Origin of the sequence: Psychrobacter sp. Pi2-52, from assembly GCF_904846705.1 — a bacterium.
Classification (GTDB): domain Bacteria; phylum Pseudomonadota; class Gammaproteobacteria; order Pseudomonadales; family Moraxellaceae; genus Psychrobacter.
Window position 1 is genome coordinate 30399 of record NZ_CAJHBS010000021.1, and the last position, 21223, is coordinate 51621.

Annotated in this window: 17 protein-coding genes and 1 other RNA gene; 11 read left to right on the plus strand and 7 right to left on the minus strand. The window is 42.6% G+C overall.

What is annotated here, in order from left to right; translation table 11 throughout:
* Positions 1 to 343 precede the first annotated feature (343 nt).
* Entirely contained in the window at positions 344 to 1294 is a 951-nt protein-coding gene (locus JMY00_RS11050; RefSeq protein ID WP_201580185.1) for an META domain-containing protein, read from the plus strand.
* Positions 1295 to 1439: 145 nt separating this feature from the next.
* Here the strand turns inward: JMY00_RS11050 and ruvC are convergent, their stop codons facing one another.
* Complete coding sequence (gene ruvC / locus JMY00_RS11055; protein WP_057760973.1) at positions 1440 to 2024, minus strand: crossover junction endodeoxyribonuclease RuvC; 585 nt, start codon at positions 2022 to 2024, stop codon at positions 1440 to 1442.
* 259 nt (positions 2025 to 2283) lie between these two features.
* On the opposite strand from ruvC, the gene JMY00_RS11060 reads away from it, so the two are divergent.
* Positions 2284 to 2916 carry an FxsA family protein gene (locus tag JMY00_RS11060; RefSeq protein WP_057760971.1) on the plus strand — a complete coding sequence of 211 codons (633 nt, stop codon included), beginning with the start codon at positions 2284 to 2286 and terminating at the stop codon, positions 2914 to 2916.
* 106 nt (positions 2917 to 3022) lie between these two features.
* Here the strand turns inward: JMY00_RS11060 and ssrS are convergent.
* Positions 3023 to 3218, minus strand: a non-coding RNA gene (gene ssrS, locus JMY00_RS11065) — 6S RNA.
* 247 nt (positions 3219 to 3465) lie between these two features.
* Here ssrS and gpmI point away from each other — a divergent pair.
* A complete protein-coding gene (gene gpmI / locus JMY00_RS11070) occupies positions 3466 to 5124 on the plus strand; it encodes a 2,3-bisphosphoglycerate-independent phosphoglycerate mutase (protein WP_201580186.1) in 1659 nt (552 codons plus the stop codon).
* A 234-nt stretch (positions 5125 to 5358) separates the two neighbouring features.
* A complete protein-coding gene (locus tag JMY00_RS11075) occupies positions 5359 to 6828 on the plus strand; it encodes a S41 family peptidase (RefSeq protein WP_201580187.1) in 1470 nt (489 codons plus the stop codon).
* A gap of 74 nt (positions 6829 to 6902) precedes the next feature.
* On the opposite strand, the gene JMY00_RS11080 is transcribed toward JMY00_RS11075, so the two are convergent.
* The 3 genes from JMY00_RS11080 to JMY00_RS11090 all read right to left on the minus strand — a co-directional run bounded on the left by JMY00_RS11080 (position 6903) and on the right by JMY00_RS11090 (position 11115).
* Positions 6903 to 8618 (minus strand): sigma-54 dependent transcriptional regulator, encoded by a 1716-nt coding sequence (locus JMY00_RS11080; RefSeq protein WP_201580188.1) that lies wholly within the window; start codon positions 8616 to 8618, stop codon positions 6903 to 6905.
* 78 nt (positions 8619 to 8696) lie between these two features.
* Positions 8697 to 10445, minus strand: a complete 1749-nt coding sequence (locus JMY00_RS11085; RefSeq protein ID WP_201580189.1) for an ATP-binding protein — start codon at positions 10443 to 10445, stop codon at positions 8697 to 8699.
* Between the two features lie 34 nt (positions 10446 to 10479).
* Positions 10480 to 11115 carry a response regulator gene (locus JMY00_RS11090; protein ID WP_101206382.1) on the minus strand — a complete coding sequence of 212 codons (636 nt, stop codon included), beginning with the start codon at positions 11113 to 11115 and terminating at the stop codon, positions 10480 to 10482.
* 393 nt (positions 11116 to 11508) lie between these two features.
* Between JMY00_RS11090 and JMY00_RS11095 the strand changes: the two genes are divergently transcribed.
* A complete protein-coding gene (locus JMY00_RS11095) occupies positions 11509 to 12591 on the plus strand; it encodes a serine hydrolase (RefSeq protein WP_057760963.1) in 1083 nt (360 codons plus the stop codon).
* A gap of 87 nt (positions 12592 to 12678) precedes the next feature.
* Positions 12679 to 13347, plus strand: a complete 669-nt coding sequence (locus tag JMY00_RS11100) for a thiamine phosphate synthase (protein ID WP_201580190.1) — start codon at positions 12679 to 12681, stop codon at positions 13345 to 13347.
* Between the two features lie 65 nt (positions 13348 to 13412).
* On the opposite strand, the gene JMY00_RS11105 is transcribed toward JMY00_RS11100, so the two are convergent.
* Positions 13413 to 13742 carry a TraR/DksA C4-type zinc finger protein gene (locus JMY00_RS11105; RefSeq protein WP_102092925.1) on the minus strand — a complete coding sequence of 110 codons (330 nt, stop codon included), beginning with the start codon at positions 13740 to 13742 and terminating at the stop codon, positions 13413 to 13415.
* Between the two features lie 505 nt (positions 13743 to 14247).
* On the opposite strand from JMY00_RS11105, the gene JMY00_RS11110 reads away from it, so the two are divergent.
* The 5 genes from JMY00_RS11110 to ruvB all read left to right on the plus strand — a co-directional run bounded on the left by JMY00_RS11110 (position 14248) and on the right by ruvB (position 19428).
* A complete protein-coding gene (locus JMY00_RS11110) occupies positions 14248 to 15462 on the plus strand; it encodes a phosphoglycerate kinase (RefSeq protein WP_201580191.1) in 1215 nt (404 codons plus the stop codon).
* Between the two features lie 257 nt (positions 15463 to 15719).
* A complete protein-coding gene (locus JMY00_RS11115; protein ID WP_201580192.1) occupies positions 15720 to 16106 on the plus strand; it encodes a hypothetical protein in 387 nt (128 codons plus the stop codon).
* Positions 16107 to 16532: 426 nt separating this feature from the next.
* Positions 16533 to 17570 (plus strand): class II fructose-bisphosphate aldolase, encoded by a 1038-nt coding sequence (gene fba / locus JMY00_RS11120; RefSeq protein ID WP_057760953.1) that lies wholly within the window; start codon positions 16533 to 16535, stop codon positions 17568 to 17570.
* A 78-nt stretch (positions 17571 to 17648) separates the two neighbouring features.
* Entirely contained in the window at positions 17649 to 18269 is a 621-nt protein-coding gene (gene ruvA, locus JMY00_RS11125) for a Holliday junction branch migration protein RuvA (RefSeq protein ID WP_201580193.1), read from the plus strand.
* A gap of 175 nt (positions 18270 to 18444) precedes the next feature.
* Positions 18445 to 19428 carry a Holliday junction branch migration DNA helicase RuvB gene (gene ruvB, locus JMY00_RS11130; RefSeq protein ID WP_057760949.1) on the plus strand — a complete coding sequence of 328 codons (984 nt, stop codon included), beginning with the start codon at positions 18445 to 18447 and terminating at the stop codon, positions 19426 to 19428.
* A 113-nt stretch (positions 19429 to 19541) separates the two neighbouring features.
* Here ruvB and JMY00_RS11135 read toward each other — a convergent pair whose 3' ends face one another.
* Positions 19542 to 21203: an AarF/UbiB family protein gene (locus JMY00_RS11135; protein ID WP_201580194.1), complete on the minus strand. Its 1662-nt coding sequence runs from the start codon at positions 21201 to 21203 to the stop codon at positions 19542 to 19544.
* Positions 21204 to 21223: the final 20 nt, after the last annotated feature.

A 21223-nucleotide genomic window follows, 5' to 3' on the forward strand; every position in this document is an offset into this window, starting at 1 on the left:
CATTTTTATCACCATTTTTAAAATGAGGATACGCCCTAGAAAAATAGTTTAAATCATAAAATTTATCTATTAACCTATTTGGTAAATTGATCGCTATAAAGCAAAACAGCTAACCTCAATCGTTAGCTGTTTTTTTATGAAATATAATAAAAATCAACATTTCGTTACATAGGTTAATAGTGCCAAGGTTATAGTGGTTAGTCTAGCTTAGTTATATCAATTATATTTCTAAATTATTTATTAAAGAGGACTGTTTTTAAATTATGACTTCTTTTGAATAGGTTTTTTAAAATATAGATGGTACGCGAGATAAGTTGTACAAGCTTACTAAGAGGTATGTAATATGGTAGGTAGCCGAAATAAGCCAACGTTAAAATTACTGCTATTATCCAGTATGATGGCAGTTAGTCTGATGCTAAGTGCGTGTCAAAAAGAAGCGGCGTCTAGCGAAAATGATACATTAGAGGGTGCTGAAGCTGGCGAGATGACAGACTTAGCCGTAAGTGAAGGTCTGGTATCTAGTATGAGCCCTACATCAGACGAATCTGAACCTGTTGAACTAACTGCTCAAGACAAGCTGACGACCACCTTATCTCATCATCGTTGGACGTTAGTAAATGCAGTCGATGCCAATGAACAACCTATGGCTGAATTTGCGAATATCAACAGTCAGGTAACGCTTGCATTCAACCAGTATCAAGGGCAAGATACGCTAAGCTATAGCGTAGGCTGTAATACGATTAGTGCTGGCTATCAGTTAAAAGGGCATACCTTAACTACTGAAGAGGGTATGAGTACGAAGATGTCTTGTGGCGAGCTAGATTTGGCTGAAAACATCTTGAACACTTTGATGCAGGGCAGTAGTGAGTTCAAAATTGATCAAGGCGATAATCCAGTATTGACCCAGTTTACTGACGATGATGTGACTCTGGTTTGGAATGGTAGGCTTACTGCACAAGCGAAATATAACAGTAAGGGTGAAACAGTGTTTTGGGCAGTAAACTCCGAAACAGTACCTTGCGAAGCAGGTAACTCTGAGCAGTGTCTACAAGTTAAACCTATCACCTACAATGATCAAGGTATTAAAACTCACGAAGGACAGTGGCGAGTATTCGTTGGTGAGATCGATGGCTATCAGCATGACAGCAAACACGAAGAAGTATTGCGCTTACAACGCTATCCGCTAAACATCGATGAACTATCAGAGACTAATGAGCCAACTAAAGATGATACTGCTGATGAAAAGTATGCTTATATATTAGATGCTGTGATTGAAAGTTTAGTTGTAGAGTAGTCTATTATAGTTTGAGCATTTGAAATGCTCATAGTCATAAAAAACACGCGTCTAATAGCGCGTGTTTTTTATGGGATGTCTAATTTACTGGTTATCTATTTTGACGATTGTTTGCTCTAACACCTAGCTATTTTAACGCTGATCTTTAACGTAAGTTACCCAAATCTTCTTCAGTCAAGCGCCAACGACCTTTCTTCTTAGAAGCACCGCGGCCACGCATGGCGCTATTCAATATCAGTTTGTTCATTGAATGGCTTGAGTGAGCATGACAGATGGCGCAGGCAAGACCATCGGCAGCATCTTGTTGCGGTACAACTTCTAACGCTAATATCCGGCACACCATCTCCTGTACTTGTTCTTTGGCCGCCGCTCCATAGCCACAGACGGCTTGTTTGATTTGCCGAGCCGTATATTCTGACACTTCTAAATCTAGTGCAACCATTGCTGCAATCGCTGCACCTCTCGCTTGCCCGAGCTTAAGTGCGGAGTCAGGGTTTTCTGCCATAAATACTTGCTCAATCGCTGTATAGATAGGCTCGTCAGCATATTTTAAATGATGCTGTGTGATACGGGTTAGTCCATTAAAGATACGCTTGAGGCGTTCAGGCATCTCTTTGGTATCTGTACGAATCGTCCCTGCATCGATATAGGTCAGCTTGTCACCTGTCTGCTGTACTATCCCATAACCGGTCATGCGTGACCCTGGGTCAATGCCTATAATAATTGCCATAATATTCCGTCTTGCTTACCTGTCATTTTATATTCAGTCCTATAGAAATCGGATATGGAGTCAGACTCGCTTAGCCTACTGCTAGTAGCACTGACGTTTGTCTTCCTTGTATCCAAATTATATTGTACCGACTATATGGCTTAAAAATTAGCCTTAAGTTTGATAGTATAGCAACCAATCCCCATATACATCATATGCTAGCCATTTTAATTTTCATGGCGCTCAATTTATTGGTTTTTATTTTATAGGACGACACTTTATGGGTCAGATAGTTGGTATAGCCATCGTTTGGTTTATTATCGAGATGCTACTGTGGTATTTGCTTGCTCAGTTTATGAGCGGCTGGTGGGTGTTTATGTGGTTTATTATCGCCGCGGTTATCGGTATCTCTTTGATGCGCAAAGGTATGGCTGCTCTTAATCCAATGGCACAGCAAATGAAAGCTGGTGGCATGATGAACCCTGCGATGCGTCCGCCAGAGACCACGATGATTAAGAGTATCGCGATGGCAGCTGCAGGTATTTTATTGCTTATTCCTGGGGTACTTAGTGATTTGATGGCGCTGTTGGTGGTATTGCCACCTGTGCAGAAAAAGCTAAAAGACTTGGCCAATAATTATGTCATGAATAATCAGCAAAAAATGATGGAAATGATGGCGAAGCAGATGGGTGGTCAAATGGGTGGTGGTCAAAATCCATTTGGCGGTGCTGGTGGTATGGGCGGTCAAAACCCGTTCGGTGGCGCAGGTGGCATGAATGGCCAGAATCCGTTTGGTCAACAGCAGCAAAACCCATTTGGTGACGTGTTTAAACAGCATACTACGGTTGATGGTACTGCCAAAAACATCCCTAAAGATGTAAAGAAAATTACCAAGTCTGCTAATGACGAATAACTATTCAGTTAAATCGTAAGCATAAAAAAAGCCCCTCTCGTCGATGACGAAAGGGGCTTTTTAGTGGTAGTAAATAAATTATAAGAAATATATTTACTAACCGAATGAAACAACCGAAGTGCCGCTGTAAGATGGTGACCCATGAACCGTGAAGTTCAGGGCGGATGCGTCATCATCTCTGCAGGTTTCCTGATACACCGCAAGCGGTGCAGGCATACACAATGAGACAATAGGTACCACATCCTGGTAAAGCATTATCGGCTCAGGGAATAAACATCTACTAGCCAACACTTCAGAATAGTTTTATCTTAACCAATGAAAAGAGTGATTGCAAGTCTGAATTACAGATTGATACGTAGCTTGGTTAATTGGCCGCATTCATATTGCATTATCTAGAAAAACTACAGCAAGCTAACTCTATAAAATTGTTCATAAACTCACGAAAAATGCTCAGTTTTTCAGCTATTTCAAGATGTGTGTTAATATAGAGGGCTTTATATTCCCTTACACAGCATTATAGGCGTTCATTCACTCGAGGAGCGGTAATATATGACCAGTACCCAACAAGCATCAGACTCTATTGATAATAATAAAACACAGCTTAGCAATAACCAAGACGGTGCACAGAATAAAAAGATACCACATGTCTTGATGATATTGGACGGCTTTGGTCATCGTGAAGAAGATAAAGATAACGCCATCGCTGCCGCTAATATGCCAAATTTAAACAAGATTTATCAGCAATACCCTCATGGCCTGATTTCTGCTTCAGGGGAAGATGTTGGTTTGCCAGATGGTCAGTTTGGTAATTCAGAAGTCGGTCACATGAATTTAGGGGCGGGGCGTGTTCTTTATCAGGACTCAACTCGTATCTCAAGTGAGCTTGCCAATCGTGAATTTTATAAGAACGAAGCATTGGTCAATGCGGTAAAAGCGGCCAATGAACGTGGCGGTAATGTCCATATTATGGGCTTGCTTTCTGATGGCGGCGTTCACTCTCATCAAGACCATATCGAAGGCATGTGTCATTCAGCATTGGTCCATGGTGCCAAGAATGTCTTTATTCATTGTTTCTTAGATGGCCGTGATACCCCGCCTAAATCTGCTGATAAGTACATCAATCGTCTGCGCGACTATATTGATAAATTGAATGCTCATTACGAAGGTGGTCGCGTACAGATTGCGAGTATCATCGGTCGCTACTATGCAATGGATCGCGACAATCGTTGGGATAGAGTGCAAAAAGCTTATGAGCTGATTACTGAAGGTAAAGCTGATCGTCTATCGACACGGGCAGATGGCGCTGTTCAAGCTGCTTATAAAGCGCGTGAGACCGATGAGTTTGTCAGTCCAACGACCGTAATTGGACGTGATGAAGTGCCATATACTGTTAACGATAACGACGCACTTATTTTTATGAATTTCCGTGCTGACCGTGCTCGTGAGCTTGCCCAAGCGTTTGTATTGCCAGATCATGAGTTTTCTGGATTTGCGCGTCAAAAACAGCCAAAACTGGCGGCGTTTGTGATGCTAACTAAGTATTCAGATGTCCTAGCTGACAATCCAAAAACCAGCATTGCTTACTACCCAACGTCTTTGGCCAATACATTGGGAGAGTACTTACAGGATCAAGGAAAAACCCAGCTGCGAATCGCTGAAACTGAAAAATATGCGCATGTGACGTTTTTCTTTAGTGGTGGCCGCGAAGAAGAGTATCAGGGTGAAACTCGTATTTTAGTGCCATCTCCAGACGTTGCGACTTATGATCTACAGCCTGAGATGAGCGCGCCTGAAGTCACTGATAAATTAGTAGGAGCAATTGAGTCTGGTAAGTATGATGTATTGGTGGTCAATTATGCCAATGGTGATATGGTTGGACACACAGGTATCTTTGATGCAGCGGTAAAAGCGGTAGAGGCTTTAGATGTATGTGTTGGCCGTATCGAGTCAGCAGTCCGAGCAGCTGGTGGTGACATGCTTATCACAGCCGATCATGGTAACTGCGAGCAGATGCAAGACTATGAAAGTGGTCAAGTACATACACAGCATACGACAGAGCATGTACCATTAATTTACGTAGGTGATCAAAAGTTGCAAGTACGCCGTGGCGGTAAACTTAGTGATGTGGCACCGACTATTTTATCATTGATGAACGTCGACGCCCCTGCTGAGATGACGGGTGAGAGCTTATTGGTTCCAGCAGTCTAAGCCAGTCGAGTTAAACCACAGTACTTGAATGACTGTGGTTTATATCAATTCGTTAGCTGTACCAGAAGATATTAAAAGGGAAAGGATAACCTATTATCCTTTCCTTTTTTTGTGATACATTTTACTTAATTTACTTGCAATACTATGCTAGTTCGAAATATGCGTTTGGTGCTATCTTATAAGTCGCTATATAACGATAAATTCGTATTCTCTATTATTCAAATGAGTTCTTTTATGCAGCCTATTTCTTTTGCACGTTCTTTTTTATCCAAAGGGTTAAGTAAATCAGTAGGGAAGGCATCAGTCGTGTCCACGGTTTTGCAGCCTGCAATTATAATAGGTGTGCTTGGTTGTGCGATGGGCGTAAATGCACAAGCAGCAGTGGAAGCTTCTACAAATAATAATAATCCTACAAACGGTTTACAGCTCATTAGTCTAAATGCAGATGAGATAGCGGATGAAAACGACGCTGATAATTTATCGAATATTGCTGATATGTTAGATGTCGCCGATGAGCCAGATGACTCGATAGATAGTGTGCCAGATGAAAGCGCGCTAACAGATGATGCCGATGATATTGATACGGACATTCCAGCAGAAGTTGCACAAGTATCGTTAAATGCTATCTCTCCTGAGACGCTAAAGACATTTGTGGCTGTGGTAGATTTAGTACGTCGTCAATACGTCGATGCGGTCAATGACGAAGAGTTATTTAGCAATGCGATGAGCGGTATGCTGACCAAACTTGACAGCCATGCTGAGTTTTTGGACGCAGAAGCTTATGAGAACCTGCGTGCTTTTACTGAGGGTGACGTTGGTGATATTGGTATTAAGGTTAATTACCGACCAGAGGCAGGATATTGGGTCGTGACAGAGGTTATCGATGATTCACCTGCAGACAGAAAAGGCATCGCAGTTGGTGATTATTTGCATCAAGTTGATGAGTTTAAGCTAGACGACGGGCGACAGGTCAATGACGTTGAGCAGCTTTTGACAGGTATTGCCGGTACGCAGGTAGATATTGTTACTTCCAAAGCTGGTCGCCGTAAGCACACAACGACGTTGCAGCGTAATAATAGTCATCCGCAGATTATCGAGACCAAACTGGTTGATGGCATTGCCATTGTCAAATTACCGGCGTTTCAAAACAACAGCCGTGAAAAATTACTAGAAGGTTTAATTAACCTAAACGCTCCGATATCAGGCATTTTACTAGATATGCGTGATAATCCAGGTGGCGTACTGACATCAGCAGTGAGCGTGGCCAGTTTATTTATGGATGATACCGATGTAGTGCAGGTGCAAGCACGTCAAAATAAATCACGGGTACTATCGACCCAAGGTGATGCGATACTTAAACCTTTGCCATTAGTGGTATTGCAAAACCGCTATTCAGCATCAGCAGCAGAGGTGCTTGCCAGTAGTTTACAAGCACAAAAACGCGCTACTATTATCGGTGAAGTTAGCTATGGCAAGGGCTCAGTACAATCAGTCATACCGTTAAACGATGAGCAAGCCGTCAAATTGACTGTGGCCAATTATATGACGGTAGCAGGCAAACAAATAGACGAGATCGGCGTAGAACCTGATGTGACTTTATCAGGCAGCGAGAACACGTGGGAGCAGCAAGCATTAGAAATAGTAAAGGCGCGCGCGCTTGGTTCTGGCATTCGCTTTGTTAGAAAAAATGCTACGAAAGAATAGAATTTCGTAGCAATTAATTAACAGCACATACCATTCAACGCTTAAAAATATTTGATGATGACGTTCAAAAGAAACTAGTCGAACGCATCTTCAGAAATTTCGAGCTTTTTCATACGGTAGCGTAAAGAGCGAAAGGTGGTTCCTAATAATTCAGCTGCTTGGGTTTTGTTCCAGCCAGTTTGTTTGAGTGCCGTGATAATCAGCTGCTTTTCTTGTTCCTGCAAATAATGCTCTAACCCTTGAGGCGGTAATTGACCGTCGAACAATTCTGGTAAACCTGATATGTCTTTAGAAGTTTCTTGTTGGGCGGTGGAGTCAAGGAGCGACTCTTTGCCATGAGTACTTGCTACGTTGGTTGACGAACTGTTATTACTAGCTGACGAATGCTGTACCATTGAGGGGTAGTGGTTGGTGTTAGTACGATAGGGATGTAAATTGGTCTGTCTTTGCTCAACCTGCGTCGTTGTATTGTTACTAGATTGAATGACTTGCTCGCCGTTCTTTGTTGATTGGCCTGTAGATTGAACGTCTATATGATTTTCTACGTTACGGTCAGGTAGCTCAGAGCTATCGATAGCTGAGCTATGATTTTGCTCTTGCATATTTACAAGCTCAGGGTCAATGTCAGGAAGACCTAAATGACTAACGTCTATGTATGAAGTTTCAGCTAACGTAACTGCACGCTCCAGTAAGTTGCGTAGTTCACGAACATTACCCGCAAAATCGTGGCATTGTAAGCGTTCGCAAGCTTCCATTGTCAATGACGGCGGCGACTCTAATTGCCAATCATTAGAAATCATAGCCAAAAAGTGGTCTGCCAACACAGGGATGTCATCACGGCGTGCATTAAGCGTTGGAAGCTTTAGCTCAATGACATTGATGCGATAATACAAATCTTGTCTAAACGCACCATCCTGTACCAATTGGCTCAAGTCCTTGTGAGTGGCAGACAAAATGCGGATGTCTACAGGCACTTCTTTTGTATCACCAATTGCCCTTACTGTTTTTTCTTGAATGGCACGTAACAATTTAACCTGCATGGCTAAAGGTAAGTCTGCCACTTCATCTAAAAATAACGTGCCGCCATTGGCTTGCTGGAATAACCCTTGTTTATCAGCGACAGCCCCTGTAAAGCTGCCTTTTTTATGACCAAAAAATTCCGACTCCATTAACTCCGATGGTATCGCACCGCAGTTCACTGGTACAAAGCTGCCATCACGCCGTGGACTTAAATCATGGATCAATCTGGCGACCACTTCTTTACCTGTGCCAGAAGCGCCCGATAAAAACACAGGTGCCTGTGAGCGTGCTAGCTTTAAAATAGTGTTTTTGAGGGGATGCATGACAGCAGAATTACCAATCAACCTACTATCTAGCATTTTTTGTTCAGGAGAGCATTCTGGTGCGGCCTGTACTTCGTTATCTTGATGAATAACTTTTAAGGCATTCTCTACCAGTTGGCGCAAACGTGGTAGTTCCAGCGGCTTATTGACAAAATCAAAGGCACCGAGTTTTAACGCCTCAATAGCCAAATCCATGCTGCCATGAGCCGTAATCACCGCTATTGGAATATTAGAGCTATCGCTAATTTCTTTTACCAGCTCAAGTCCCGAGCCATCTGGTAGTTTTAAATCCGTCAGACAAAAATCGTAATTATTGTCTTGCCAAAATGTTCTTGCTTGCGACAATGTATAAGCCACATCACTTTTGATACCCATTTTAGTCAGGGTAATTTGCATCAATCGACATAAATCTACTTCATCATCGACGACTAGCGCAGTTGTTGTCATACATCATCTCATCGTATTTTATGGCTATAAAATCAATAGCTGGGTCTAAATGGGCGTAATAGCTTTCAAAAGGTAAATTTAGGTAAGATTTTCTTCGATAGTTTGAAATTTATTATCAGATTTAATAGAAGGTACAATTAATCGAAAGCATGTTTTCTCATGTTCAGGAACATAGAGTAAACGTGCTTGATTGGCTTCACAAAATGCTTGTGATAAATAGAGCCCCAGTCCTGTACCAGCTTTATCTGTTGTAAAAAATGGATCGAACAAAAGTTCGAAATTTCCAGTACTAACACCATCACCATTATCTAATATATCGATTATAACATCGTTGTCTGCGCAGTAAATGTCGATTTCTACATAAGCATGAGGATGAGCATAGCTGCTATAACGCAGGCCATTGTTGATTAAGTTGATCAATATCTGCTCTAACTGATGAGTATCAAATGATATGATGGGTTTGGTTTTTATTCGTAGAAAAATGTCGTGTCCTTGAAAGTAATTCTTCAAAAACGATGGCATCCATTCAGCCAATTCGAGCACCTGTTGGGTAGCCGTCTGCTGACGAGACAGCTTTAAAATATCTTCGATGATACGGTTTACACGCTTTGTCTGTGAAAATATCATCTCATAAAGCTCATGGTTGCCGGTTATGGCAGCATTCGATTCACTTGTTAATGCACTGTCATCTTCCATTTGTTCTGCAACATCTTCCATTAATAGTTGACTGGCTTGCGATATCGCTGCTAATGGGTTTCTGATTTCGTGGGCAATACTGGCAGTTAATTGCCCTAAAGAAGCCAGTTTCAACTGTTGAGCACTGGCTTGCTCACGGCGTAAATCTTCTAATATGACAAGCTTACTATCGTCTTTTAGTGGAATAATTTGTACACGTAATTTGCCAAATATTGAGGCATTTGCCACAGCTGGCACGTCGTAGGTAAAAGCGCGTGACTGCCCAGATGCTACCGACAAGCAGGCATTAAACAACTGTGAATGCTGCTTATTGAGTTGCTGCTCGAAATTAGAGAGAAGTGCTTTGTTCTGAGTTTCTTTTGTATCGTCAAAGGTATTCTGCGCTGTGATAGGCGAAAGACTCAGCAACTGATGTGCGGCAAGATTTGCTAAGACAATATGTTGCTTATCGATAACGATGACACCATTCACCATCTGCGTGATAACTTCTTGATTAATCACGTTGAGTCGCTCGACTTCCTTAGCATGGTTTGCCGCGACTTTCTCAAGCTGTACCAATCGTTGAGAGATAGACCAACTCAAACCGCCCACTGCCAAAAAACTCGCTGACATCAGTAGCGCATCACCTAGATTAGCTAGACTCATGCTATTAGCAATAGCGTAAAAAAACTGCTGATAAATAACGAGAATGATGGCAAGTAAAGTAATAACCAACGCTTGTGAGCCATGTAGTAGCATAAAGCTAGCTGCGACGACCACCATGTATAGCATGGTTAACTGCAAATCAGGGTTGCCTGTCGTGTAGAGCAGTAAACTTAATATAATAACGTCTAAGGCCAGTCCGAATGCCAGTTGGCGGCGCATATGTTTTCTAACGACATAAAATAACCCAAGTAATATCAAACTTAACAGTACATAGAAGCTTAGAGTCGTTTGTTGTAAAAAACTCGGTAAAGAAGTGCCATCACCAGTACGGGCACTAATGTATAGCATGAGCATAGAGAACAGGCTAACGACGAAGCGATAGCTGCTATAGATCAGCCCCAACTTACGCAACATCGACAGAGGAAGCGTATCATCATGATGTATATATTGGATAATGACAGAGCTAGAATTGGTAGCAGGGTTCATAAACTGGCCGTAATAAAATAAACGCTAGAATGGTTTATGGTTGAATCAGACCATGACGAATGGCCAAATGGGTCAATTTAACATCACTATCAACCCCAACTTTTTCATAAATACGGTAGCGATACGTATTAATGGTCTTGACGCTAACAAATAATTGATCGGCTATTTGCTGAGGACTCTGACAATTAACAACCATCATGGCCACTTGTTTTTCTCTGTCACTCAATAAGTCAAAAGGTGAGTTTGCGTTATCAGATAACAGAACATCTGCTAACTGTTCAGCAACATCTTGGCTGAAATAGCGACCTCCTTGATAAATCTTTTTGACCGCACGTATCATTTCATCAAGCGGCGTGCCTTTGGTAATGTAACCATTTACACCTGCTTTGATCAGCATTGAAGGATAGGGCTGTGCAGACATACTACTGACCGCCAAAATCTTGATACCCATGTCGAGTTGTATCAGACGTTTGGTTGCTTCGAGCCCGCCAATATTCGGCATATTGACGTCTAGCAAAATCACATCAGGATGTAGTTGTTTGGCTTGTTTGATAGCCATATCACCGCTGTCTGCTTCACCTACCACTTCAATATCGGGGCTGTCTGACAACATACGGCTAATACCCATCCGTACCAAATCATGATCATCTACCACTAATACTTTAATCATAACCATACTCTTTATTGATTGTCAGAATGAACGCTTTATTAGGTTCAAATAGTATAAAAAACGAATATATTTCAACCATTCTTGTTATCTTTGTATATTCAAAATACTACCGATTAATATAACAAAATACGAGTAATCATAACATTCGAAGTTAAATTATATTGCTGCAGTGTGAATTGATGTTTCTATAATATAAATTGGTTGTAGCAAAGTTTGAATGAAGCCAAAAAAAACTACTAAATCAGTTTGATAGATTAAACTTAAATGTAAACCATGATACACTAAAAATACAAAAGCTCTATGTGAGTACTTACAAACACATCTATAAACGCTACGTACGTTTTTGGCGTCAGACAATATGTAACTGGCGTAATAGCGACAGCAGGAGGCATAATGAAGCAACTACCATTAACCAAACAGCAATTGATCGCTGCTATGATTTCATTGAGTTTGGGCAGTGTTGCACAAGCCGCACTTACAATTAATGGTAGCACTGACACTGCCTCTAGTGCACGCCTGAGTTGGGGCGGCGCTGATAGTTTGTCTGAAGCCCGCAACATAATGTACAAGTCCAACGGCTCTGCTATTAAGAAAGTCGATAATGGCTATGGTACTACCAATATTACGAATACTAATAGTTTTGCTAGTAGTAATAACACCAATAGTGCTCGCTATAACACAACCTATCGCGGGGCATTTGGTAGCAGCGATATGATTCCGATTAGTACTGATTCACGTAGTGTTGCGGTGATCGATGCTGAAACTGGCGAATCTATTTACGAAAAAGATGCTGATATCGCACGCCCGATGGCCAGTATCACTAAAGTCATGACGGCGATGGTCGTGTTGGATGCAGGCCTTGATATGCGTGAAGAAATCACGCTTGATCCAGAAGATTTCGTTGGTCCCAAGCGTGCAAGCTCGCGTTTGAAATCAGGTGATCGTTTAAACCGTGCTGAGATGCTATTAATGGCGTTGATGAAGTCTGAAAATCCAGCAGCGAAGAGTCTAGCGCGTAATTACCCAGGTGGCTATGATGCCTTTATGCGTGCAATGAATCGTAAAGCGCAAGACTTGGGTATGAATACGGCGTTTTTCGGCGATCCAACTGGACTTGATAAGCGTAACGTAGCTTCGTCAAAAGATTTGGTTAAGATGGTACGTGCCGCTGGTAACTATGATGTGATTCGTCGTTTTTCTACCACTAAGAGCTATGACTTTTTCGTCTCAAACTACTCAAGCGGTAACCGCACCTATAAAGCCAGTAATACTAGCACGTTGGTCCGTGACGGCAGCTATCCAATCGGTATCTCTAAGACAGGCTTTATCAATGAAGCCGGACGTTGTGTTGTGATGGAAACTCGGGTCAATAATCGTCCTGCAATTATTGTTATCTTAGGAGCAAACAGCTCAGCAACACGTTGGGGCGATGCTAAAAATATCTTAAATAGTTTGGCTACACGTCGTACAGTATAAGCTATCTGTTCTAAATATATAAAAAAGCTGTTATATCATATAACAGCTTTTTTATTGTGTTGAATTTAAGAATTAAGGATACACGCTATGGGTCATTCACCATTCTCTTCTCCTACACCTAAGCTATATCTATTGACGAACGACGATGAGTTTGAGCTGTTATATCAAAAGCTACAGGCAGCCTTATCGACAGGATTGATTGCGCTATTACAAATTCGTCGTAAGCAAGTTCTTAGTCTACCTGATGGAGCTTTGAAGCTTTTTGATGAGGCGCAAAGAATTGTTGCGTTAGCTAAAACGTACAAAGTGCCAGTTGTTATTAATGATGACGTGAAGTTAGCCGAAAGGCTTGGCGTAGGGGTGCATCTTGGACAAACAGACGGCAGTATCGGCGATGCTTTACAGTCTCTATCGCCGCATCAAATCATCGGTCGTACCTGCCATGGTGATGTAGCGCTGATTAAAGAAGCAAAAAATGACGGCGCAAGCTATGCTGCGATGGGTGCAATATTTACCTCTACAACTAAGCCAAATGCTAATATCATTTCGCGTCAGCAGCTTGTGGAAGGGTGTCAGCAAGGCATACCAATCTGCATAATAGGTGGGCTAACCGCAGAAAATATCTCAGATTTAGTAGATTTGCCCATTGCGCTTGTGGCAGTAGTCGGGGATATCATGGACTTGCCAGTAGCAGACATAGCTCAGCGCTGTCACGAATGGCAGCAGACATTTTCTAAATGGAAAATACCTACTTGAAGTACTCTTCTTAGAGAGGTTTTGGAGTAGCAATAGTCTTACAATAGAATATTAATATGACAGCGCTACTCAGCGTGTTCCATACATAAGGTGGCATAGGGTAGCGCTTCTAAGCGTTGCTCTTCGATTGGCTCGCCGCAGACTTCGCACTCGCCATAAGTACCATTTTCAATTCGACTCAATGCATTTTCGACATAGATTAAGCTTTGACGCGCCTCGCTCATCAAATTTTTGCGCATGTCGTTTTGACGATAGGATATGGCCTGATCTTCCCAGTGCTCATTAAGATCATCTTGCGGGTTTTGAATGTGATCTTCAATTTTATTAATGCGAGACTCATACTCATCTTTTAGTTCTAATAGATTTTGCTTGGAAGTGTCTAAATTGATGCTCATTATTTTCTCCTAATGGATTATTTTTATTGTCAATGTTTCTATCATAAAGAGCTTGACTGCTGAGTACCACCACGAAATGTTACGGTTTATTGACTATGCTCAAAGCTAGCAACGGCAATTGTTACCGCTGAATAGTAGTCTGAGAATTTAGACTAAATATTTTGAACGTGCTGAAATTTGTGTCAGGTTGCTTGTGAGACTGCGCTAGAAAACTGGTAGAATACACCGCCGCTGAATTCTGCTCACTTGATCGACTCATCAGAGTGGTTTGATAGGTGTCAGAGCCAAGCGTTAAAAAACATTAAAAATTAATAAAGTGGATAGTTACTATATAGCACGGGTATAAAATAGCTTGGCTATATGGCAGGCGAGCGAGAGTGCTACAAAATAGTAGATTGATCGAGCTTAGCACTGAATCTGATTTATATAGAGCTGACTATAATGGTCATATCAGTAACGATAGTAATCGCAAATTAACAGATATATTGATGCATAGGAGCAGGTGATGAATTTTTTGCGTATGAGTGAGTTGAACTTAACGGATAAAGTGGTCTTAATCCGAGAAGATTTAAATGTGCCTATTAAGGACGGTAAGGTCACGAGCGATGCGCGCTTGCAAGCCAGTCTTCCTACCATCAAGATGGCGCTCGAAAAAGGTGCTGCGGTAATTGTTTGCTCACATTTAGGCCGCCCAACAGAGGGCAATCCTGAAACTGTATACTCATTAGCGCCGGTTGCTGACTATTTGACGGACAAATTAAGCTCGCAACTATCGACACCTGTACGTCTTAATAGTGATTATCTTACCCAAGGTGCCAATGTAAAATCGGGCGAAGTGGTTCTATTAGAAAATGTACGCTTCAATGACGGTGAAAAGAAAAATGATGCCACGCTAGCGAAAAAGTACGCTGATTTGTGCGATGTATTTGTGATGGATGCTTTTGGTACAGCGCACCGTGCACAGGCATCAACAGAGGGTGTTACGCAAGCGATGCGTCAAGCAGACAAAACCGTTTGTGCAGGGCCATTGTTAGCCGCCGAACTTGATGCTTTGAGCCTAGCACTTGAAACACCAGCACAGCCAATGCTTGCCATCGTTGGTGGATCAAAAGTATCTACCAAATTAGAAGTGCTACACAGCTTGGCTGAAGTTTGCACGCAAATTATCGTTGGTGGGGGTATTGCTAATACTTTCTTAGCAGCACAAGGACACAGTGTTGGCGCCTCATTGTACGAAGCAGACTTGCTCGATACTGCACGTGACATTATGACCAAAACCGAAATCTTACTGCCTGAGTACGTCGTAGTCGCTGATAAAAATGACATCGATTTCGCTGACTTTACTGGCTCATTGCAAAAAGCTACCGCAACGATCAAATCAGTTGATGCAATCGGTGACAATGACATGATATTGGACATCGCACCAGAAAGCGCAAAGCAGCTTGCCGATGCCATTATTAATGCAAAAACCATTTTGTGGAATGGTCCAGTGGGTGTATTTGAGGTCGATGCTTTCGGGCAAGGCACACAGATATTAGCTATTGCTGTAAAAGACAGCGATAGTTTTTCTATCGCGGGCGGCGGTGATACATTAGCAGCTATCGATAAATATCAAGTTGCTGAAGGCGTGAGTTATATGTCAACAGGTGGCGGTGCGTTTTTAGAGTTTGTAGAAGGTAAAGTACTTCCGGCAGTTGCTGCACTGCAAATAGATGCCTAACTAATTAACGATACTCTGTAGCTTAGTAACATTAGACGTACAACTAACTCTAAACAACTAAGGTAGTCTGTAAAAATAATATTTTGGCTGTTGATTTGCTTGTTTTTATTGACATAAGTAAGCGCAATAGCCATCGATTATTATTAAGCAGTAATTATTTATTTATATACTGAAAATTATTATTGCATGTCTGATTCGCACTCTATAAAATAGCGCGACCATGTATTTTGACATGCATTATTTACGAGAGGTTTATTATGTTAAAACGTCATTTATTACTTGCTAGCGTACTTGCTGGTACCTTTGCAATCACTGCATGTAGCCAACAAACAGAAGAAAACACTGAAGCTGCTGTTGAATCTGCTGGCGATGATGCTGCTGCGAATGTTGATGCTGCTGCCGCTGAAACAGAAGCTGCTGCTGCTGAAGCCGAAGCTGCTGCTCAAGACGCTGGTACTGAAGTTGCCGAAGGCGCTGACACTGCTGGTGCAGCTGCGACAGACGCTCTAGAAAACACTGGCGATGCTATCGCTGAAAGCACTAATACAGCGGTTGAAAATACTGCTGAAGCTGTTGCTGATGGCGCTAACGCTGTTGCTGATGGCGCAAATGATGTTGCAGTTGATGCAGAGCAACAGTACTAAGCTACGCGATAACTAAGCACTATTAACTAAGCACTATAATGACTGATTTACTGGGATTATATCGATTGATAGATAATCATCGGTAAATAACTTTTAAAAAGGGTCGTTGCTTTATAAGCCTCAAAATACTAGAAAAGCCTTGGTGATTGCCAAGGCTTTTTGCGTTGTATGCCATTGTTACATTTTATAAAGTATCAGTTTATAAAATTAAACTGATATCAAGAGACGGTATAGACTGACAAATAGTCGGTCAACCGCTACGAAGACAGGACAATTTTTGCTATAATCACCGCGTGGTAATCATATCCAATAGCATTCAGATTTTTACTAGCCTGTGTACAGTCAGTATGGTCGAATATACAGTGAAATGATTGCTATCAAGCTGTTTTTTAAAATACTATTCAAAATCTAATCAGAGAGCGTCTTATGGCCCTAATATCCTTACGTCAACTTCTAGATCATGCCGCTGAACACAGCTATGGTGTTCCTGCCTTTAACGTCAATAACTTAGAGCAAATGCGTGCAATCATGATGGCTGCGGATGCTTGTGATTCACCTGTTATTGTCCAAGCCAGTGCAGGCGCACGTAACTATGCAGGGTCAGCATTTTTGCGTCATTTGATTATCGCTGCGATCGAAGAATGGCCACATATTCCAGTAGTAATGCATCAAGATCACGGTATGTCGCCAGCTATCTGCCAACGCTCAATCCAGTTAGGTTTTTCATCAGTGATGATGGACGGCTCACTTGGTGAAGATGGCAAAACGCCAATGGACTATGACTACAACGCTAGCGTCACGCGCGAAGTTGTCAAGATGGCTCACGCTTGCGGTGTCTCTGTAGAGGGCGAAATCGGTTGTTTAGGTAGTCTTGAAACTGGTATGGCTGGTGAAGAAGACGGTTCTGGCGCTGAAGGCGTATTGGATCATGAGCAGCTTTTGACCAGTGCTGATGAAGCTGAGCAGTTTGTAAAAGATACCAATGTCGATGCGTTAGCAATTGCTATCGGTACTAGTCATGGTGCCTATAAGTTCACACGTCCACCGACAGGCGATATCTTGTCTATTGAGCGCGTAAAAGAGATTCATGCCCGTATTCCTAACACGCATTTGGTCATGCATGGTTCTTCATCAGTGCCACAAGAATGGCTAAAAGTTATTAATGAAAACGGCGGTGATATCGGCGAAACTTATGGCGTGCCAGTTGAGCAAATCGTTGAAGCGATTAAGCATGGTGTGCGTAAAGTAAACATCGATACGGATTTACGTCTGGCATCAACTGGCGCTATCCGCGAATTCCTTGCAAAAAATCCAAGTGAATTTGATCCACGCAAATACTTCAAAGCGTCTATGGTAGCGATGTCAGATATCTGTACCAATCGTTTTGAAGCGTTCGGCTCTGCAGGTCAAGCACATAAAATTCGTCCAACCAGTCTTGAAGGTATGGTGAACTTTTACCAATAAGACTGTGTTGTAGAACGTAGTTGTTGATCATGAAGTAGCAGCTGATTTTATAATATGCCACATAAGAGGTCGTAAATAATGATTGGATTGATTACCGGACAGGTGCAGTACTTGATGGCACCGACGGCTTGTATCATGACGACCTCTGGTGTGGGTTATGATATCGAACTGCCATTGCCTTCATTTTGTCAGTTACAGCTGAATGAGCAGGCTAGCATCTGGACACATTTCCATGTTCGCGAAGATGCTCAGTTGCTATACGGCTTTATCGATCGAAAAGAACGTGATGTCTTTCGCCAGTTAATTAAAATTAATGGTGTTGGAGCAAAAATGGCCTTGGCTATGCTGTCTGCAATGTCAGCAGCTGAGCTGAAAATGCACGTCGAGCAAGAGTCGGAAACGGCATTAACTCGTATTCCTGGCATCGGTAAAAAGACGGCACAACGTTTATTAATTGAGCTAAAAGACAAGCTAAAGAATATCAACGTTGATAGTGGTGCGTTTGAATTGACGCCTCAGGAAACTACGATTTCTCACGAAGGTAGTATCATCGCTGAAGTAGAAGGCGCGTTGATTAGCTTGGGTTACAAAGAAAAAGAAGCTCAGCTAGCGATTAAAGCTGCTAAGAGTAAAGGAGATACTTTTGCTGATACTCAAGGCTTGTTAAAAGCTACTTTGCAACAGCTATCTGGCTTTTAATTCATAGTAACTAGCCGTCTATCGATGACAACTACATAATGTATCAAATTAATAAGCGACATTGAATGTCGCTTATTTTCGTTTTAGTGCTCGCTTAATAAGGTTTTACATGACTTATGCGCAGCGTTTGGTTATGCTATTTGTTAACTAATTTTTTAATATAATGATAAATTCTATGACGCAAGATCGTTTAATTAATCCGCTAGAAGGCGCAAGTGATGCTCCTGATGCCAATATCCGACCAGCATTATTGGCCGAGTATATTGGTCAACCGGTGGTGCGTGAGCAGATGGAAGTGTTCATCGGTGCTGCTCGTGGCCGTGACGAAGCGCTAGATCACACACTTATATTTGGTCCACCGGGTCTGGGCAAGACGACCCTTGCCAATATCATCGCTCGTGAGATGGGTGGTAATCTGCGTTCTACTTCAGGGCCTGTGCTTGAGCGCCCAGGAGATTTGGCAGCCATGCTGACCAACCTAGAAGCGGGTGATGTGCTGTTTATTGATGAAATTCACCGTCTAAGCTCGGTTATTGAAGAAATCCTTTATCCAGCAATGGAAGATTTCCAATTAGATATTATGATTGGTGAAGGGCCTGCTGCGCGTTCTATCAAGCTTGATTTGCCACCGTTTACCTTGGTAGCAGCAACAACTAGAGCAGGGCTATTGACGTCACCGCTACGTGACCGTTTTGGGATTGTACAGCGACTCGAATTTTATAATATCGCTGATCTAACGACGATTGTTAGTCGCGCAGCACGTCTAATGCGTGTACCAATGAGTGAAGATGGCGCTGTAGAGATTGCGCGCCGTGCACGTGGTACACCAAGGATTGCTAACCGCCTATTACGCCGCGTACGTGACTATGCCGAGGTAAGAGGCGATGGTAGTATTAATGGTGCGATTGCTGGTAGCGCGTTAGATATGTTGGCAGTGGATAGACGCGGTCTTGATCATCTAGACAGACGCTATATCGAAATATTGCACGAGCGCTTCGATGGTGGTCCTGCTGGTGTTGAAGCGGTGGCAGCAGCGATGGCTGAAGATCGTGGAACCCTTGAAGATGTGATTGAGCCGTATCTGATTCAACAAGGTTATGTGCTGCGTACTGCTCGTGGCCGCGTACTGACACAGATGGCAATCGATCAGATGCTATAGTATTCAGCATAAAAAATGCGCCTACTTTTAATGAGAAGCAGGCGCATTTTTTTGTTTAAGTCTAAAATTGTGAAAAATTTTCTGAACTGATTGATTAAAAATAAATCTGATTTCTAAGCTAAAATTCGCCAAACAACTACCAGAACAGCCAGTATATAAAATATAGGTGATAGCCAGCCGATAACTTGCGTAGCGATAGCGATAAATATAGAAAACCCTGCAAGTGCCAACCAATCACGACGACGGTCGTTTAGCATGTCAGCGCGAATTTGCTGTATTTCCCGCAGTTGACTGTCCTGACGAGAGCCCTGTGAGGCAAGGCTTTGTAGCCCTTGATCTAATAGTTTGGGAATATCAGTGGTAGATAGGAGCATTTCAGGCAGTTGTTGGCGCAGTTGCTGTAGGTTACGCATAGGATCTAACTGCTCTTTAATCCAACTGCTTAGAATTGGCTTGGCAAGTGACCAAATGTCCAGATCAGGATATAAATCACGACCGAGTCCTTCCACATGGACCAAAGTTTTTAGCAAAAGCATCAGCTGCGGTGGGATACTCATATGATGTCTGCGTGCAATATCTAGAATCTGCATCAGTACGCCAGCAAAGTCGATATCATCGATTGATTTTTGTAGCATAGGGCCGACGGTACGTTTCATATCACGCATTAGGGCATGCTTATCAGCGTTTGGTGGTATCCAGCCTGCACGGCTGACGATATCAACGACAGCGGTAAAGTTGTTGTTCATCACGGCAAGTAACATCCGCGCCACGATTAGCTGATCGTCTTTTGATAAAGTGCCCATGATGGCGCAATCAAGCCCGATATAACGTGGCTCATGACCTAAATCAACTGCTTCCATACCTGCATGTAAGGTTTGCACAGGTGGCGTCTCTACGAACACATTGCCTGGATGCATATCAGCATGAAAGAAGTTATCACGGAAGACTTGGGTAAAAAATATCGTTAGGCCTTTTTCTGCAAGCGCTGCACGGTCATAACCTAACTGATCGAACATCTCAACTTGTGAGATAGGGACGCCTTGGATGCGCTCCATGACCATCACGTTTTTGGCAGCGTCATAAACTTCAGGCACATACATCAGTGCTGAACCCAAGAAGTTATTACGCATTTGAGTAGTATTATCAGCCTCAAGCGTCAAATCAAGCTCATTGAGCATGACTTGCCGATAGTCTTCGACAATATCGATGATATGAACGGCACGTGCCGCTTCAATACGAGCAGATGCCCAACTTGCCAATTCCCGCAGTAGCTCAAAGTCAGAAACAATCACAGTGCGAATATCGGGGCGAACCACTTTTACCACGACTTCACGTCCATCATGTAGGGCAGCCGTGTGAACTTGGGCGATAGAAGCGGCCGCTAACGGTTTGATATCGAATCGGGCAAACAGCGTTTCAATCGACTGGCCAAGACCATGTTTAGGATGTTGAATTTGGGCGACAGCGATATCAGCGTCAAAAGGCTTAACTTTGTCCTGCAACTGAATTAATTGAGCGATAATCTTAGGTGGTACCAAGTCGCGACGCGTTGAGAGTAACTGGCCTAATTTCAAAAACAGCGTACCCATGTCCTCAAGCGCATACTTAATCGCATTTGGTTGGTGCTTCTTGCCCCATGCTGCTGGATGCATGCGAATTAATCGCGCCAAAGGTTGCAGCTGCGGTGCTTCTTCGATAGAAAAATGGGTATCAAGGCGATACATTGCGGCGATACGCCAAAGCTCAAGTAGACGAGCGCGGTGCGATAATAGCATGAGGTTAGGTACTCTAAACA

What these genes read in the sequence shown, in the direction of transcription:
- JMY00_RS11105 (WP_102092925.1), bottom strand. Translation starts at nt 13,742, where the DNA reads ATGAGCATCAATTTAGACACTTCCAAGCAAAATCTATTAGAACTAAAA.
- JMY00_RS11090 (WP_101206382.1), bottom strand. Translation starts at nt 11,115, where the DNA reads ATGATTAAAGTATTAGTGGTAGATGATCATGATTTGGTACGGATGGGT.
- JMY00_RS11050 (WP_201580185.1), top strand. Translation starts at nt 344, where the DNA reads ATGGTAGGTAGCCGAAATAAGCCAACGTTAAAATTACTGCTATTATCC.
- JMY00_RS11060 (WP_057760971.1), top strand. Translation starts at nt 2,284, where the DNA reads ATGGGTCAGATAGTTGGTATAGCCATCGTTTGGTTTATTATCGAGATG.
- ruvA (WP_201580193.1), top strand. Translation starts at nt 17,649, where the DNA reads ATGATTGGATTGATTACCGGACAGGTGCAGTACTTGATGGCACCGACG.
- ruvC (WP_057760973.1), bottom strand. Translation starts at nt 2,024, where the DNA reads ATGGCAATTATTATAGGCATTGACCCAGGGTCACGCATGACCGGTTAT.
- JMY00_RS11080 (WP_201580188.1), bottom strand. Translation starts at nt 8,618, where the DNA reads ATGACAACAACTGCGCTAGTCGTCGATGATGAAGTAGATTTATGTCGA.
- ruvB (WP_057760949.1), top strand. Translation starts at nt 18,445, where the DNA reads ATGACGCAAGATCGTTTAATTAATCCGCTAGAAGGCGCAAGTGATGCT.
- fba (WP_057760953.1), top strand. Translation starts at nt 16,533, where the DNA reads ATGGCCCTAATATCCTTACGTCAACTTCTAGATCATGCCGCTGAACAC.
- JMY00_RS11110 (WP_201580191.1), top strand. Translation starts at nt 14,248, where the DNA reads ATGAATTTTTTGCGTATGAGTGAGTTGAACTTAACGGATAAAGTGGTC.
- JMY00_RS11115 (WP_201580192.1), top strand. Translation starts at nt 15,720, where the DNA reads ATGTTAAAACGTCATTTATTACTTGCTAGCGTACTTGCTGGTACCTTT.
- JMY00_RS11135 (WP_201580194.1), bottom strand. Translation starts at nt 21,203, where the DNA reads ATGCTATTATCGCACCGCGCTCGTCTACTTGAGCTTTGGCGTATCGCC.
- JMY00_RS11085 (WP_201580189.1), bottom strand. Translation starts at nt 10,445, where the DNA reads ATGAACCCTGCTACCAATTCTAGCTCTGTCATTATCCAATATATACAT.
- JMY00_RS11075 (WP_201580187.1), top strand. Translation starts at nt 5,359, where the DNA reads ATGCAGCCTATTTCTTTTGCACGTTCTTTTTTATCCAAAGGGTTAAGT.
- JMY00_RS11095 (WP_057760963.1), top strand. Translation starts at nt 11,509, where the DNA reads ATGAAGCAACTACCATTAACCAAACAGCAATTGATCGCTGCTATGATT.
- JMY00_RS11100 (WP_201580190.1), top strand. Translation starts at nt 12,679, where the DNA reads ATGGGTCATTCACCATTCTCTTCTCCTACACCTAAGCTATATCTATTG.
- gpmI (WP_201580186.1), top strand. Translation starts at nt 3,466, where the DNA reads ATGACCAGTACCCAACAAGCATCAGACTCTATTGATAATAATAAAACA.